The organism is Mycobacterium sp. 852002-50816_SCH5313054-b, assembly GCF_001667185.1.
Taxonomy (GTDB): domain Bacteria; phylum Actinomycetota; class Actinomycetes; order Mycobacteriales; family Mycobacteriaceae; genus Mycobacterium.
In genome coordinates this window covers 95,827-107,990 of sequence record NZ_LZIC01000027.1, presented here as the reverse complement: position 1 = coordinate 107,990, position 12,164 = coordinate 95,827, and the positions used below count along the sequence as shown (strand labels likewise).

The 12,164-nt window shown below is 67.0% G+C and carries 13 protein-coding genes and 1 pseudogene; 8 read left to right on the top strand and 6 right to left on the bottom strand.

Going from position 1 to position 12,164, the window contains the following annotated elements:
- Window positions 1-6 precede the first annotated feature (6 nt).
- Complete coding sequence (locus tag A5787_RS04445) at window positions 7-873, bottom strand: 3-hydroxyacyl-CoA dehydrogenase family protein (protein ID WP_066962193.1); 867 nt, start codon at window positions 871-873, stop codon at window positions 7-9.
- Between the two features lie 232 nt (window positions 874-1,105).
- Between A5787_RS04445 and A5787_RS04440 the strand changes: the two genes are divergently transcribed.
- Both A5787_RS04440 and A5787_RS04435 read left to right on the top strand, forming a co-directional pair.
- Entirely contained in the window at window positions 1,106-2,509 is a 1,404-nt protein-coding gene (locus A5787_RS04440) for an HNH endonuclease signature motif containing protein (protein WP_066962190.1), read from the top strand.
- A gap of 140 nt (window positions 2,510-2,649) precedes the next feature.
- A complete protein-coding gene (locus A5787_RS04435; RefSeq protein ID WP_231993816.1) occupies window positions 2,650-3,336 on the top strand; it encodes a hypothetical protein in 687 nt (228 codons plus the stop codon).
- A 176-nt stretch (window positions 3,337-3,512) separates the two neighbouring features.
- Here the strand turns inward: A5787_RS04435 and A5787_RS04430 are convergent, their stop codons facing one another.
- Complete coding sequence (locus A5787_RS04430; protein ID WP_066962187.1) at window positions 3,513-4,280, bottom strand: SOS response-associated peptidase; 768 nt, start codon at window positions 4,278-4,280, stop codon at window positions 3,513-3,515.
- Between the two features lie 44 nt (window positions 4,281-4,324).
- On the opposite strand from A5787_RS04430, the gene aroA reads away from it, so the two are divergent.
- Together aroA and rsgA are read left to right on the top strand one after the other, a co-directional pair.
- Window positions 4,325-5,608 carry a 3-phosphoshikimate 1-carboxyvinyltransferase gene (gene aroA, locus A5787_RS04425; RefSeq protein ID WP_066962183.1) on the top strand — a complete coding sequence of 428 codons (1,284 nt, stop codon included), beginning with the start codon at window positions 4,325-4,327 and terminating at the stop codon, window positions 5,606-5,608.
- Window positions 5,605-6,585, top strand: a complete 981-nt coding sequence (gene rsgA / locus A5787_RS04420; protein WP_066962180.1) for a ribosome small subunit-dependent GTPase A — start codon at window positions 5,605-5,607, stop codon at window positions 6,583-6,585. The genes aroA and rsgA overlap by 4 nt, the downstream gene beginning before the upstream one ends.
- Window positions 6,586-6,670: 85 nt before the next feature.
- Here the strand turns inward: rsgA and A5787_RS04415 are convergent, their stop codons facing one another.
- Window positions 6,671-7,144: a helix-turn-helix domain-containing protein gene (locus A5787_RS04415; protein WP_066962321.1), complete on the bottom strand. Its 474-nt coding sequence runs from the start codon at window positions 7,142-7,144 to the stop codon at window positions 6,671-6,673.
- Between the two features lie 94 nt (window positions 7,145-7,238).
- On the opposite strand from A5787_RS04415, the gene A5787_RS04410 reads away from it, so the two are divergent.
- A complete protein-coding gene (locus tag A5787_RS04410) occupies window positions 7,239-8,420 on the top strand; it encodes an acetyl-CoA C-acyltransferase (protein ID WP_066962177.1) in 1,182 nt (393 codons plus the stop codon).
- A 155-nt stretch (window positions 8,421-8,575) separates the two neighbouring features.
- Here the strand turns inward: A5787_RS04410 and A5787_RS04405 are convergent, their stop codons facing one another.
- Window positions 8,576-9,217 carry a TetR/AcrR family transcriptional regulator gene (locus A5787_RS04405; RefSeq protein ID WP_231993814.1) on the bottom strand — a complete coding sequence of 214 codons (642 nt, stop codon included), beginning with the start codon at window positions 9,215-9,217 and terminating at the stop codon, window positions 8,576-8,578.
- 129 nt (window positions 9,218-9,346) lie between these two features.
- Between A5787_RS04405 and A5787_RS04400 the strand changes: the two genes are divergently transcribed.
- On the top strand, window positions 9,347-10,132 hold the full coding sequence (locus A5787_RS04400; protein ID WP_066962171.1) for a hypothetical protein: 786 nt from the start codon (window positions 9,347-9,349) through the stop codon (window positions 10,130-10,132).
- Between the two features lie 70 nt (window positions 10,133-10,202).
- A complete protein-coding gene (locus A5787_RS27205) occupies window positions 10,203-10,472 on the top strand; it encodes a hypothetical protein (RefSeq protein ID WP_156763754.1) in 270 nt (89 codons plus the stop codon).
- Between the two features lie 55 nt (window positions 10,473-10,527).
- Here the strand turns inward: A5787_RS27205 and A5787_RS04395 are convergent, their stop codons facing one another.
- Window positions 10,528-10,881: a hypothetical protein gene (locus tag A5787_RS04395; RefSeq protein ID WP_197506952.1), complete on the bottom strand. Its 354-nt coding sequence runs from the start codon at window positions 10,879-10,881 to the stop codon at window positions 10,528-10,530.
- Between the two features lie 204 nt (window positions 10,882-11,085).
- On the opposite strand from A5787_RS04395, the pseudogene A5787_RS26415 reads away from it, so the two are divergent.
- Window positions 11,086-11,289 (top strand): annotated as a pseudogene (locus A5787_RS26415) (steroid 3-ketoacyl-CoA thiolase); the annotation flags it as partial.
- Between the two features lie 23 nt (window positions 11,290-11,312).
- Here A5787_RS26415 and A5787_RS04385 read toward each other — a convergent pair.
- A complete protein-coding gene (locus tag A5787_RS04385) occupies window positions 11,313-11,645 on the bottom strand; it encodes a DUF732 domain-containing protein (protein ID WP_066962162.1) in 333 nt (110 codons plus the stop codon).
- Between the last annotated feature and the right edge of the window lie 519 nt (window positions 11,646-12,164).

Genomic DNA, 12,164 nt, shown 5'->3' with positions numbered 1-12,164 from the left:
GCCACGTCAATACGTGTAGAAGCCCTCGCCGGTCTTGACGCCGAGCTTGCCGGCGTCGACATAGCTCTGCAGCAGTTCGCGCACGCTCTCGGGTAGGTGCGGGAACTCGGCGGCGTAGTGGTTTTCGATGTCCAGCACGACATCGAGGCCGACGAGATCCATCATCTGGAACGGCCCGGCCGGCACGCCCCAGTTGACCCGAAACATCCCGTCGACGTCCGCGGGGCGGGCCACGCCCTCCGCGACCACGGCCAGCGACTCGCGTTTGATGGCCGCCCAGATGCGGTTGAAGATGAAGCCGGTCGATTCCTTGCGCGCCTCGAAGGGGTGGACGCCGAACTCGGGCAGCACGGTCAGCAGCGTGTCGAGCAGCCCGCGGTCGGTCTGTCCGTCGGACATCAGGTCGACGGCGTTGACCTCAGGCGGCATGTAGAAATGCATGTTGCACAACCGGGTCTTGTCCCGAACGTTGTCGGCCATCAGGCGCGACGGGTACGACGACGAGTTGGTCGCGAAGATGGTGCCCGGCGGCGCCGCCTGGTCGATCTGGCCCCACAGGGGAACCTTGATCTCCAGCTTTTCCGGCACGGATTCCACGGCGAGCCAGGCGCCGTCCAGCGCGTCTTCCAACGACGCCGCCGCCGCCGCGACGCCCACGTCGCCAAAGCCCCTGTGCTGCACCACCCTTGGCACGGTCTCCGCGACGTACTGCGTTGCCGCGGCGAGCTGTTCGGCGCGGCGCGCGTGGATTCGCACGGCCCCGCCGCGGCTGGCGAACATCACCGCGATGCGGCGGCCCAGCGTTCCCGCTCCGATCACCGCCACCGGGCGGTCGCGGATGTCCTCGAACGTGTAGGTGTACGAGCCGGTCACACACGCATCCTAAGTCCGTCCGGCACGCAAGGATCCGTCGCCGAACGACAAGGATGCGCCAGATGTTTTCTCGCGCAGACAGACTCGAACCACTCAGACCACTTTGGTTTCACTGGTCCCAGTGATTCGCGACTGTTGCACCACGCACACGGGGCCAAATCACTTGGGCCACTGTGGTTTCAGTGGTTGGTGGGCGGGGGTTTTTGTCGGACCTCTTGGTTAGGTTGGCGGTATGGCTGGCAACGGTGTTGATCGCGAGGCGTTAGCCGCCGCGCTGGACACCCTGGACGCCGCCTTGGAGAAGGTGGCCGAGTTCGATTGCGAGGCGTTGACCAGCCCCGAGCACCTGCGATTGCTGCAGCGCTTCGAACGCTGGCGCCGGCGCCTGCCGGCCGTGGAGCACCCGCTGATCAACGCGCTCCGCCGCCAGGCCACCCCGGCGCAGTTGGGTGGAAAGCTCGAGCACGCGATCGCGCAGGCCACCCTGATCGACTATCGCGAGGCCGCCCGGCGCGTCGCCGAGGCCGCCGACCTGGGGCCGCGCCACGGCCTGACCGGCGAAGCCATGGCGCCGCTGCTGGCCGCCTCTGCCGCCGCCCAACGTCACGGTGAGCTGGGGCCCGGACAGGTCGCGGTGATCCGCAAGTTCTTCAGGCAGCTGCCCGGCTGGATCGACACCGCCACCCGCGAGCAAGTCGAAGCGCTGCTGGCCGCCCAGGGCGCCCAGTTCCGGCCCGAACAACTCCGCGCCTTTGCCAACGTGCTGGCCGACTGCCTCAACCCCGACGGCACCTACACCGACGAGGACCGCGCCCGCGCCCGCGCCGTGGTGCTAGGCCCCCAACAAGCCGACGGCATGTCGGAGCTGCGCGCCATGCTCACCCCCGAAGCCCGCGCCACCGTCGAAGCCGTCCTGGCCAAGCTGGCCGCCCCCGGCATGTGCAACCCCGACGACGACACCCCGTGCGTGGACGGCACACCGTCCCAACAGGCCATCGAGCACGACTCGCGCAGCCAACCCCAACGTCAACACGACGCGCTCAACACCGGGCTGCGCGCCCTGTTGATGTCCGGTGAGCTGGGCCAACACAACGGCCTGCCCACCTCCATCGTGACCACCACCCTGGCCGAACTCGAAGCCGCCGCCGGCAAGGGCCTCACCGGCGGGGGCACCATCTTGCCGATGAGCGATGTCATCCGCCAGGCCCGCCACGCCCACCACTACCTGGCCATCTTCGACAAAGGAAAAGCCTTGGCGCTCTATCACACCAAGCGTGTGGCCTCCCCCGCCCAACGCCTGGTGCTCTACGCCAAAGACCGCGGCTGCAGCGCCCCGGGCTGCACCGTGCCCGGCTACTACTGCGAAGTCCACCACGTCATCGGCTACGCCGTATGCCGCGCCACCGACATCAACAACCTCACCCTCGGCTGCGGCACCCAACACCGCATCATCCAACCCGACGGCTGGAGCACCCGCAAAAACGCACGCGGCGAGACGGAGTGGATCCCACCGCCGCACTTCGACCGCGGCCAACCACGAACGAACACCTACTGGCACCCCGAAAAACTCCTCCACACCAACGACGAAGACGAAGACCACGACGAGGACGAGGACGACAGCCCGGGTGCGGCGTAACCCCGATGGGCTCACCCGGCGCGGCTTGCCCGCTGCCGGGCATGTCGTCGCCCGCGGGGCGGTTGACCGCGCGGATAATGCGGCGGACGGACCAATGGCAACGAACCGTCCATTGGCAAGACGAGCCGTCAGGAGGACGCGTGGACGACGACAACGTAGCGAATGTGGCTGCCGAACCTGGCGGGTCGGCGCGCGTGGCGCGATGGGCTGGCACGGTCGGAGTCGTCATCCCTGCGATGGGGCTTGTGGTTTATCCGATTTGGTCGTTCCCGGCGACCCAGAAGTCGGGTACCGAACTGACGCTGTGGGCCGCGGCTTACCACGATCGGTTGGTCGGGACGATGCTGCTCAATACCGTCGGCGTCACGCTCTGGCTGATATTCGGCGCCGCGGTATGGACTTACCTACGTGACCGACTTCCCGCGGGATCGACTCTCCCGATGTGCTTCGCCGCCGGCTTCACCGGATGCGTGACCCTATTGCTTAGCGGGTTCACCGCGTTCGATCTCCTGCTCTACCGACAACACACCGCCGAAACATCAACGTTGCTCTACGATCTGACCTTCGGATTGTTAGCGATGTCGGGAATGCCTACCGTCGTGGCGGCGGGGTCTTTCGCGGTGGCGGTGTACGTCCACCGGGTGCTGCCACGGTTTACCGCTCACCTCGCGATCGCCGCCGCGGCAGTACATCCCCTACTCCTTGCAGCGTTCATCGTCCATGATGGGCCACTTTCGCTCGAGGGTTTCTCGATCACGGGAATGCCGGCTTTCTTGTTTGCCTGGATTTTCGGGACCGCAGTCGCGATGCCACGCGAGGCTCACTAATCAAAGAGCGGCTTATCGACGGCGAAGCTGCGAGTGGATCCCACCGCCGCACTCCCCCGCAAGCGGGTGACCCGCACGCCGGCCAACCGAACCAACACCTATTGGCACCCGAAAAACTCCTCCACACCAACGACGACGACGCTGGCGAGAGTCCCGGCGCGGCATAGCGATCGGCGCTAAAGCAGCTTCATCTGCTCCGATTGCTCTTCGACCGGTGCGAGCAGCTCCGGCCCGTTGTTGCGCACGCTGTTGACCAATGTCGACACCTCGCGCATCCGGATGCCGTGCACGTCGGGCGCGCGGGCCAGCAGCCCCTCGTCGACCGGCGCGTCGGGGTTCAGCCAGCGGTCCCAGTCCCGCTCCGGCACCACCAGCGGCATCCGGTCGTGGATCTCGGCGAGTTCCCCCGGGGCGTCGGTGGTGATGATCGTGCAACTCAGTAGCGGCTGAGCGTCCTTCTGGTCTTTGGGCTTCCACACCGACCACAGCCCGGCCATGAACAGCGGCTCGCCATCCTCGCGGTACATGAAGAACGGCGTCTTGCGCGACTTCTTGCCGTCACGGTCGGGATTGACGCGCCATTCGTAGTAGCCGTCCATCGGGATCAGGCAACGCTTGGACTTGGCGCTGGCGCGGAAGGCGGGCGAGCTGGTGACCTTCTCGGCGCGGGCGTTGATCAGCAGTGGCCCCTTGCCCTCCGGCGCCCCGTCGGCGCCGGCCTTGGCCCAGGGCGGGATCAGGCCCCATCGCATGAGCCGGACGCGGCGGGTGGGATCGTCCTCGGGCTCGGCATGCCGGGTCACGACGGTCGCGATGGTCGTGGTCGGCGCCACGTTGAAGTTCGGCGCCGCGGCATCGGGCGCGGTTCCGGTCGCCTCGTCGATCGCCTTGATCTTCTCTGCCAGCTTCGCCGGATCCGTCGTGACTGCAAACCGCCCACACATAACTCCCATGGTTGCAGAACGCGGTAACAGGCGATGATGTACCGGTGACCACCTGGACCGCGCCGCACGCCACCGCACCGGTGCACGCGACACTGACCGTCCCGGGCTCGAAGTCGCAGACCAACCGGGCACTGGTGCTGGCCGGGCTGGCGGCCGCGCAAGGACAAGGCGCCTCCACGCTCAGCGGGGCGCTGCGCAGCCGCGACACCGACCTGATGATCGGGGCCCTGCGCACCCTGGGCCTGCGCGTCGACGGGGAGGGCTCCGACCTTACGGTCAGCGGCCGAATCGCCCCCGGACCCGACGCCACGGTCGACTGCGGGCTGGCCGGCACCGTGCTGCGGTTCGTCCCACCCCTGGCGGCCCTGGCCGATGCGGTGGTGCAGTTCGACGGCGACGAGCAGGCCCGGGCCCGGCCCATCGCGCCGCTGCTGGACGCGCTGCGCGGCCTGGGGGTCAAGATCGACGGGACCGGTCTCCCGTTCCGGGTTCGAGGCAGCGGATCGGTCGCCGGCGGCACCGTGGCCATCGACGCCTCCGCGTCGTCGCAGTTCGTGTCGGGCCTGTTGTTGTGCGCCGCGTCGTTCACCGAAGGCCTGACCGTCCAGCACACCGGACCGCAGCTGCCGTCGGCGCCGCACATCGCGATGACGACGATGATGCTGCGGCAGGCCGGCGTCGACGTCGACGACTCCGTCCCGAACCGCTGGCGGGTGCGCGCCGGCGCGGTCGCGGCCCGGCACTGGGAGGTCGAACCCGACCTGACCAACGCCGTCCCGTTCCTGGCGGCTGCCGTGGTGACCGGCGGGTCGGTGCGCATCACCGGTTGGCCCGCGACCAGCGTGCAGCCCGCCGACAACATCCTGGGCGTCCTGGGCAAGCTTAATGCCGTTGTGACGCAGACCGATTCGTCCCTGGAGGTGCGCGGGTCGGCCGACTACCCCGGCTTCGATGTCGACTTGCGCGCCGTCGGCGAGCTGACGCCGTCGGTGGCGGCCCTGGCCGCGCTGGCCACCCCCGGCTCGGTGTCGCGGCTGACCGGCATCGCCCACCTGCGGGGCCACGAGACCGACCGGCTCGCCGCGCTGAGCGCCGAGATCAACCGCCTCGGCGGCGACTGCGCCGAAACGCCCGACGGCCTGGTGATCACCGCGACGCCGCTGCGGCCCGGCATGTGGCGCGCGTACGCCGACCACCGGATGGCGATGGCCGGCGCGATCGTGGGGCTGCGGGTCGCCGGGGTCGAGGTCGACGATATCGGTGCGACCAGCAAGACGCTACCGGAGTTTCCGCAGCTGTGGGCCCGGATGTTGGAGCCCGGCATGTGAAGCCCGGCGACTACGACGAGTCCGACGTCAAGGTCCGTTCCGGCAAGGGCTCGCGACCGCGCACCAAGACGCGCCCCGAGCACGCCGACGCCGAGGCGGCGATGGTGGTCAGCGTCGACCGCGGCCGCTGGGGGTGCGTACTGGGCGGCCGCCCGGATCGCCGAATCACGGCCATGCGGGCCCGCGAGCTGGGCCGCACGCCGATCGTCGTCGGCGACGACGTCGATATCGTCGGCGACCTGTCCGGGCGGACGGACACGCTGGCCCGCATCGTGCGCCGCGGCGAGCGGCGAACGGTGTTGCGGCGCACCGCCGATGACACCGATCCCACCGAGCGGGTGGTGGTCGCCAACGCCGACCAGCTGCTGATCGTGGTGGCGCTGGCCGACCCGCCGCCGCGCACGGGGCTGGTCGACCGGGCGCTGATCGCCGCCTATGCCGGCGGCCTTGCCCCGATCCTGTGCCTGACCAAGACCGACCTCGCGCCGCCGGAGCCGTTCGCCAAGCAGTTCATGGATTTGGACCTGACGGTGGTCGCCGCCGGCGTCGACGATCCGCTGCTCGCGGTGGCCGACCTGCTGACCGGCAAGATCACCGTGCTGCTGGGCCATTCCGGCGTCGGGAAGTCGACGCTGGTCAATCGCCTTGTGCCCGATGCGGATCGGGCCGTGGGCGAGGTGACCGACTTCGGCCGCGGCCGACACACCTCGACCCAGTCGGTGGCGCTACCGCTGGCCGGTTCCGGCTGGGTGGTCGACACCCCGGGCATCCGCTCGTTCGGGCTGGCTCACATCCAGCCCGACGACGTGCTGAAGTCGTTCTCGGATCTGGCCGAGGCGATCGAGGAGTGCCCGCGCGGCTGCGGGCACATGGGGCCGCCCGCCGACCCCGAATGCGCCCTGGACGCGCTGTCCGGTCCGGCCATGCGGCGCGTCGCCGCGGCCCGGCGGCTGCTGGCGGTGCTGCGCGAGCAGTAGCAGCTATGCCGAGCGCGCGTGTTTGCACGGCGACACGCCGGGTACGGCGTACATCTGCGCACCCTCGGCGCCTAGCGCGCGGCGCTCAACCAGACTTGGCCAGCCGCATGCCAAGCTCGCCCGGCGGCACCAGATGCCCTTCGCCGCAACGGATTTCGACGCTGACCTCGGCGCCGCAGCCCAGGTGGGTGAGCCGCAGGCGGTTGCGGACCGGCAGGTGGCGGCGGCCCCACTCGAACATCGACCAGACCACCGGCATGAAATCGACGCCGGCCTCGGTGAGCACATACTCCTCGCGGCCGCGCTGGCCGGGCTCACGGTAGGGCCGCCGCTCCAACAGGCCGAGGTCGACGAGTTCGGCCAGCCGCGCCGACGTGGCCGCCTTGGTGATGCCGACCCGGCGCGCGAAGTCGTCGAACCGGGTGGTGCCGTAGTAGGCCTCGCGCATGATCAGCATCGCGGACTTGGTGCCGACCACTGCCATGGTCTTCTCGATCGCGCACTCACCGACCGCGGACCACTTCTCCCGGTCCGCCAGGGCGCCCTGCAGAAATGTCATGTACATCACCTCCCGGTCTGGGTTGATTTTAGTGTACCTAGATGTTTATCTGGGTACAGTTAGTAATACCCAGCCTCGGACTCAAGGAGGAGCCATGGTTCAAGGTCGCGACGCCGTCATCGTCGGTGCCGTCCGCACCCCGATCGGCAAGGGCAAGGCCAGCGGCGCGCTGCACGACGTGCTGCCCGCCGACCTGCTGGCCCACAGCCTGCGCGAACTGGTGGCCCGCACCGGCGTCGACCCCGCGCAGCTCGACGACGTCATCGCTGGAGCCGTCACCCAGGTCGGCGACCAGGCCGTCAACATCGCGCGCAACGCGCTGCTCGGCGCCGGATTCCCCGAGTCGGTCCCCGGCGTCACGATCGACCGGCAGTGCGGCAGCAGCCAGCAGGCCATCAGCTTCGCGGCGCAGGGCGTCCTCGCCGGCGCCTACGACCTCGTCGTCGCGGGCGGCGTGGAGTCGATGGGCCGCGTCCCGATGGGCACCTCCGTGCTGCCGGGCTCCAACCCGTTCGGCGCGGACATGACGCGCCGCTACCCCGACGGCCCGGTGCCGCAGGGCATCAGCGCCGAACTGATCGCCGCCAAGTGGGGCTTTTCCCGCACCCAGCTCGACGAGTTCTCCGCCGGCAGCCACGACAAGGCCGCGCGCGCTACCAAGGACGGGCTCTTCGACAACGAGCTGATCCCGATCGCCGGGCTGAACACCGACGAGATCGTCCGGCCGGGCACGACGGTGGAAACGCTGGCCGGGTTGCAGCCGTCGTTTTACAGCGAAGCGGCCAAAGAACGTTTCCCGCAAATCAATTGGTCCATCACGGCTGGCAACTCCTCGCCGCTGTCCGACGGCAGCGCCGCGGTTCTGATCACCACGAGCGAGGTCGCCAACAGGCTCGGCCTGCGCCCGCTGGCGCGGATCCACACCACGACTGTGGTGGGTTCCGACCCGCTCTACATGCTGACCGGGGTCATCCCCGCCACCGAGAAGGTGTTGCGCCGCGCCGGGCTGTCGCTGGCCGACATCGACCTATTCGAGGTGAACGAGGCGTTCGCGCCCGTGGTCCTGGCGTGGGCGCACGACACCGGGGCCGACCTGGCCAAGACCAACGTCAACGGCGGCGCCATCGCGATCGGGCATCCGTTGGGCGCCAGCGGTGCCCGCATCATGACCACGCTCGTCAATGCGCTGGAGCAGCGCGGCGGACGCTACGGGCTGCAGACGATGTGCGAGGGCGGCGGCATGGCCAACGCCACCATCATCGAGCGACTCGGCTAATTCCCCTTCAAACCAGATCCCCCGGTGTCCAACTCATCGTCGGCACAGTAATTCTTCCGAGATACCCCCTCGAATCACAGCCTGAGCCTCGTAGGTATTGTCGATGCCCCTCATCCGGAAGATGGGCGGGCGACCGTCTATTGGTTGTGCGTTCGCTAAGGCCGGTTCGTGCCAAGGCTTACTTGCAGGTGTTGCACAACGGCGTCAGCGACGGCCTTGATCGGTGTTGTCTTGCCCGAGGAAACCCAGTCAGTGAGCCACACCTGTAATGCCGAGATGACAAGTGCGCCAGCAATCTCAGGACGTAGGTTGGTGATTTCTCCCGCATCGACGGCGGCCCCAGCGGCTCGGGTGATCATCTCCATGCCCGTTCGCCACGCCGCGCGCTGACCACCGCGGCCAGCTTGTCCTGACGGCGATGCCCAACTCAAACCCTCGTTGATGTGGAGTTGCAGAAAGTGGGGATGCGCTGCGAAGAACTCGACCTCGGCGCGGGCTCCGACCAGGATCGCCTCCAACGGCGAGTCCACCGACTCGGTACGAGCATGCACGGCGGTGACGAACTCCTGCATGCGATGGGCATTGAGGGCGTCCCAGATGTCGTCCTTGCCGGCGAAGTGCTTGTAGACCGTCGCCAGCGACACGCCAGCTGTCTTGGCTATCTCACTGACCCGCGCATCGGTGAAGCCTGTCTGACTGAACTCGTATTCAGCCGCAGCGATGATCTGTTGCCGGTACATCGTCCGGCGCGCATCGGCGATGTCGGCGACCGGCGTCGGGGATCGGGTCGTTGCCATAACCACCTACCTGTCCTCTGTCCACCCTTGGCCGCGCGCTACCAGGGTGTTACGGTGCCACAGTAACTGCTGTTCTGCATATGATAAGCATCATTACTACACCGCGTCATGAAGCAAGGGAGCGCGCCGATGGCGACCGTAGAGGCACTGCACGAGACCACGCAGCCAATCACTGCGAAACTGCCACGGTCGCGTGGACTGCGCATCGTGTGGATCGTGGCGTTCGGCTCACTGGCCCTGTCGTTCCCGATCTACAGCCACTTGGCATTTCACAGCAGCGTGGACCGCGTCGTCATCGCCAATGCGATGGCCGTGCAAGCCACCCTGGCCTACTTTGTCGGCATCTTCGCGGCGCTGCTGCCCATCCCGTCGCTGCGCAAGTGGACCCGATTCCAGCGCGTCCAAGCCGTCGTGCTGCCCTTCGTGATCTGCTCGTACGCAACACATCTGACCTGGGAACTCGGCTGGCTGATCATGCACAAGGCGATCGCCGGGGCGCGCAACGCCGCGTGGGCGTACCCCTGGTGGAACTACATCGACGGCGGCGACTTGCGCTACCTGCACGCCGAGCCCAACTTCATGATGGTCGAGGTGCTCTCGGTGATCAACGCCTGCGTCGGCCTCACCGGACTGGTCTTGCTGTTCCGGTCCAAGTTCACCGACTACCGGGGAACCCTGCTGATCATGGCGACTGCCGTGACGCACACCATCCTGACCTGGTACTACTACGGCACTGAGATCATGGCCGGATTCCCCTCGGTCAACACCCACAGCGTCATGGATCTCGGCGTCAAGTTCATCCTGCTCAACGGCCCCTGGCTGATCGCGCCGTGGTTCGTGCTGGGCTGGGGGTACACCATGCTCAAGAAGCAACTCGCCCTCGTGACACTGCCTTCTGCGCTGCTGAACACGTAACCGCGCAGGTTCGTGACGTGACCACGCAGCCACCAATGTCACGTATGACTGTCGGCACGGGGATCTGCTCATGCGCGAACTCGATATGCCAGCGCGCTGGTCAATACCCGACCCGAGCAATTCGCCAAGCACATCGGCCCGGCGTGTCGTGCCTAGAAAAACCAACCCCTTTCAGCAGGTCATCGCGAGCTTGCTCGACCTGTTAGAAAACGGCTGCGTTGTCACGGAGTCGATCGAGTATCCCGATCCTCAAGCCAGGAACCCTCGCGAAGTTGACATCACGATCGTTCGTGGCCAACTGAACGGACAAGAACTGAAGATCCGGTTCAGCACAGCCTGACACCACGCCACAGCAAGGGGTGGTCATGCATCGATTAGCAATAGGTTCGAATTGCCTATACCGTGCCGGCAGCGGGGGCAAAGGAGTGTCCGGTGCGGTTGAACCGATTTGCGATCGCAGGAATGGTGGCGTTCGCGGTGACCACATCGGGGTGCTCGAGCGGCACATCGCCGTCGGGCTCGACATCAAACCAGCCGTCATCCTCGAATCCAGCCGGCACACAACCCAGCTCGTCGCAACCGGTGGCGCCGCCCTCCTCCACGCCAGGCGCGTCGTTCGACGAATCGACCTGCCTGGACATCAGCTTCGCCAAAGACGCTGTGATGCTGGCCGGAACTCCCCCGAAAGCGCGTAGTTCCGCCGACACGCTGGAGAAGTACGGTCCTCCCGACCCGGTGAGGGCGGCCATCGAGCACTTCGTCACGACTGTCGGCGCACAGCCCAATGATCCCGACATTGACGCCAACAGGAACCTAATCATGGGTTGGCTCAAGCAGATATGTCCCAATCTCCCCAGTCTGAAGAACCAATGATGCCGCTGCAATTCGGCAGTAGCGCTCCTGGTCGTCGACGGGCCGGCCGCATTTAGCTCCCCCAAAACCGACGCTTGTAGGCGCACGACACCGGGGCCGACCTGGCCAGGACCAACGTCAACGGCGGCGCCATCGCGATCGGGCATCCGTTGGGCGCCAGCGGTGCCCGCATCGTGACCACGCTGGTCAACGCGCTCGAGCAGCGCGGTGGTCGGTGCGGGCTGCAGACGATGTGTGAGGGCGGCGGCATGGCCAACGCCACCATCATCGAGCGGCTGACCTAGGCGCCTTCAGCGGCAGTAGGCGCTCAGTCGAACTTGCTGGAGTATTGCGGGCAGTAAACGCCCGTCGATGCGCCCATGATCTTGGCGAGCGAGGTGTCAGCTAATTGCGGCATCCCCGACTTCGCGTCGGCGAGGGTTTGCTCGAACGTCATCCCTTTGGACCAGTCGGTGCACACCGCATGCCCGATCTGGACCATCGTCTGGTCGGCGCCGCTGGGCCAGGTGATGCCCTTGTCCTTGAGCGTCTGCAGGTAGGCGTCATCCGCTGAGTCGGCATTCGCGAGCGGGGCGGCGACGACGGCGATGCCACCGAGAACGGCGGCGAGCGAACAGCTCAGTCGTGCGGGCTTCTTCATTCGTTGACTCCTCGGTGTGGACTACGGATTTCCAAGCCCCCCGCCGCTCACGCGACTTGCAGTTAGATTAGCTGGATCCTGCCGACGAGCAAATCGATACCCAAATGTTGACCCCGGCCGGCCAGGCCTCAGTCCATCAACTCGACCCATTGAGCACGTGACGGACCCGGCTCGAACGGATCGCTGAAGTACTGGGTCTCGCGGACCACGTCGCCGCCCTCGAACTCCATGATGCTGACCACGTAAAACGGTTGCCCGTCATAGGTCAGGACGAGTTCGCGACGCCTCGATGTTGGCTCGACCCTGGATCCGCTCGCCCGACTGGGGATACTCGAGAACCGCGTCAGCTCGGTAGATTTCGTGCTCGGCCGGCAAGATTGTTGGCGTCGGAGGCCGCCCAGTGGCGCCGCAGCGCGGCCCGGACACGACACCGTCATCACTCACGGCCGCACCTTAACGCCGAACGTGCACTCACGGCGAAAAATCCCCCGCAATTTCGCCCTGAGTGCACGCTCGGCG

Excerpts from the sequence above, each read along its gene's own strand:
- A5787_RS04440 (WP_066962190.1), top strand. The coding sequence starts at position 1,106 with ATGGCTGGCAACGGTGTTGATCGCGAGGCGTTAGCCGCCGCGCTGGAC.
- A5787_RS04430 (WP_066962187.1), bottom strand. The coding sequence starts at position 4,280 with ATGTGTGGGCGGTTTGCAGTCACGACGGATCCGGCGAAGCTGGCAGAG.
- A5787_RS04415 (WP_066962321.1), bottom strand. The coding sequence starts at position 7,144 with ATGACATTTCTGCAGGGCGCCCTGGCGGACCGGGAGAAGTGGTCCGCG.
- A5787_RS04410 (WP_066962177.1), top strand. The coding sequence starts at position 7,239 with ATGGTTCAAGGTCGCGACGCCGTCATCGTCGGTGCCGTCCGCACCCCG.
- A5787_RS04405 (WP_231993814.1), bottom strand. The coding sequence starts at position 9,217 with ATGGCAACGACCCGATCCCCGACGCCGGTCGCCGACATCGCCGATGCG.
- A5787_RS04400 (WP_066962171.1), top strand. The coding sequence starts at position 9,347 with ATGGCGACCGTAGAGGCACTGCACGAGACCACGCAGCCAATCACTGCG.
- A5787_RS27205 (WP_156763754.1), top strand. The coding sequence starts at position 10,203 with ATGCGCGAACTCGATATGCCAGCGCGCTGGTCAATACCCGACCCGAGC.
- A5787_RS04395 (WP_197506952.1), bottom strand. The coding sequence starts at position 10,881 with ATGGCCGCCCTCACCGGGTCGGGAGGACCGTACTTCTCCAGCGTGTCG.
- A5787_RS04385 (WP_066962162.1), bottom strand. The coding sequence starts at position 11,645 with ATGAAGAAGCCCGCACGACTGAGCTGTTCGCTCGCCGCCGTTCTCGGT.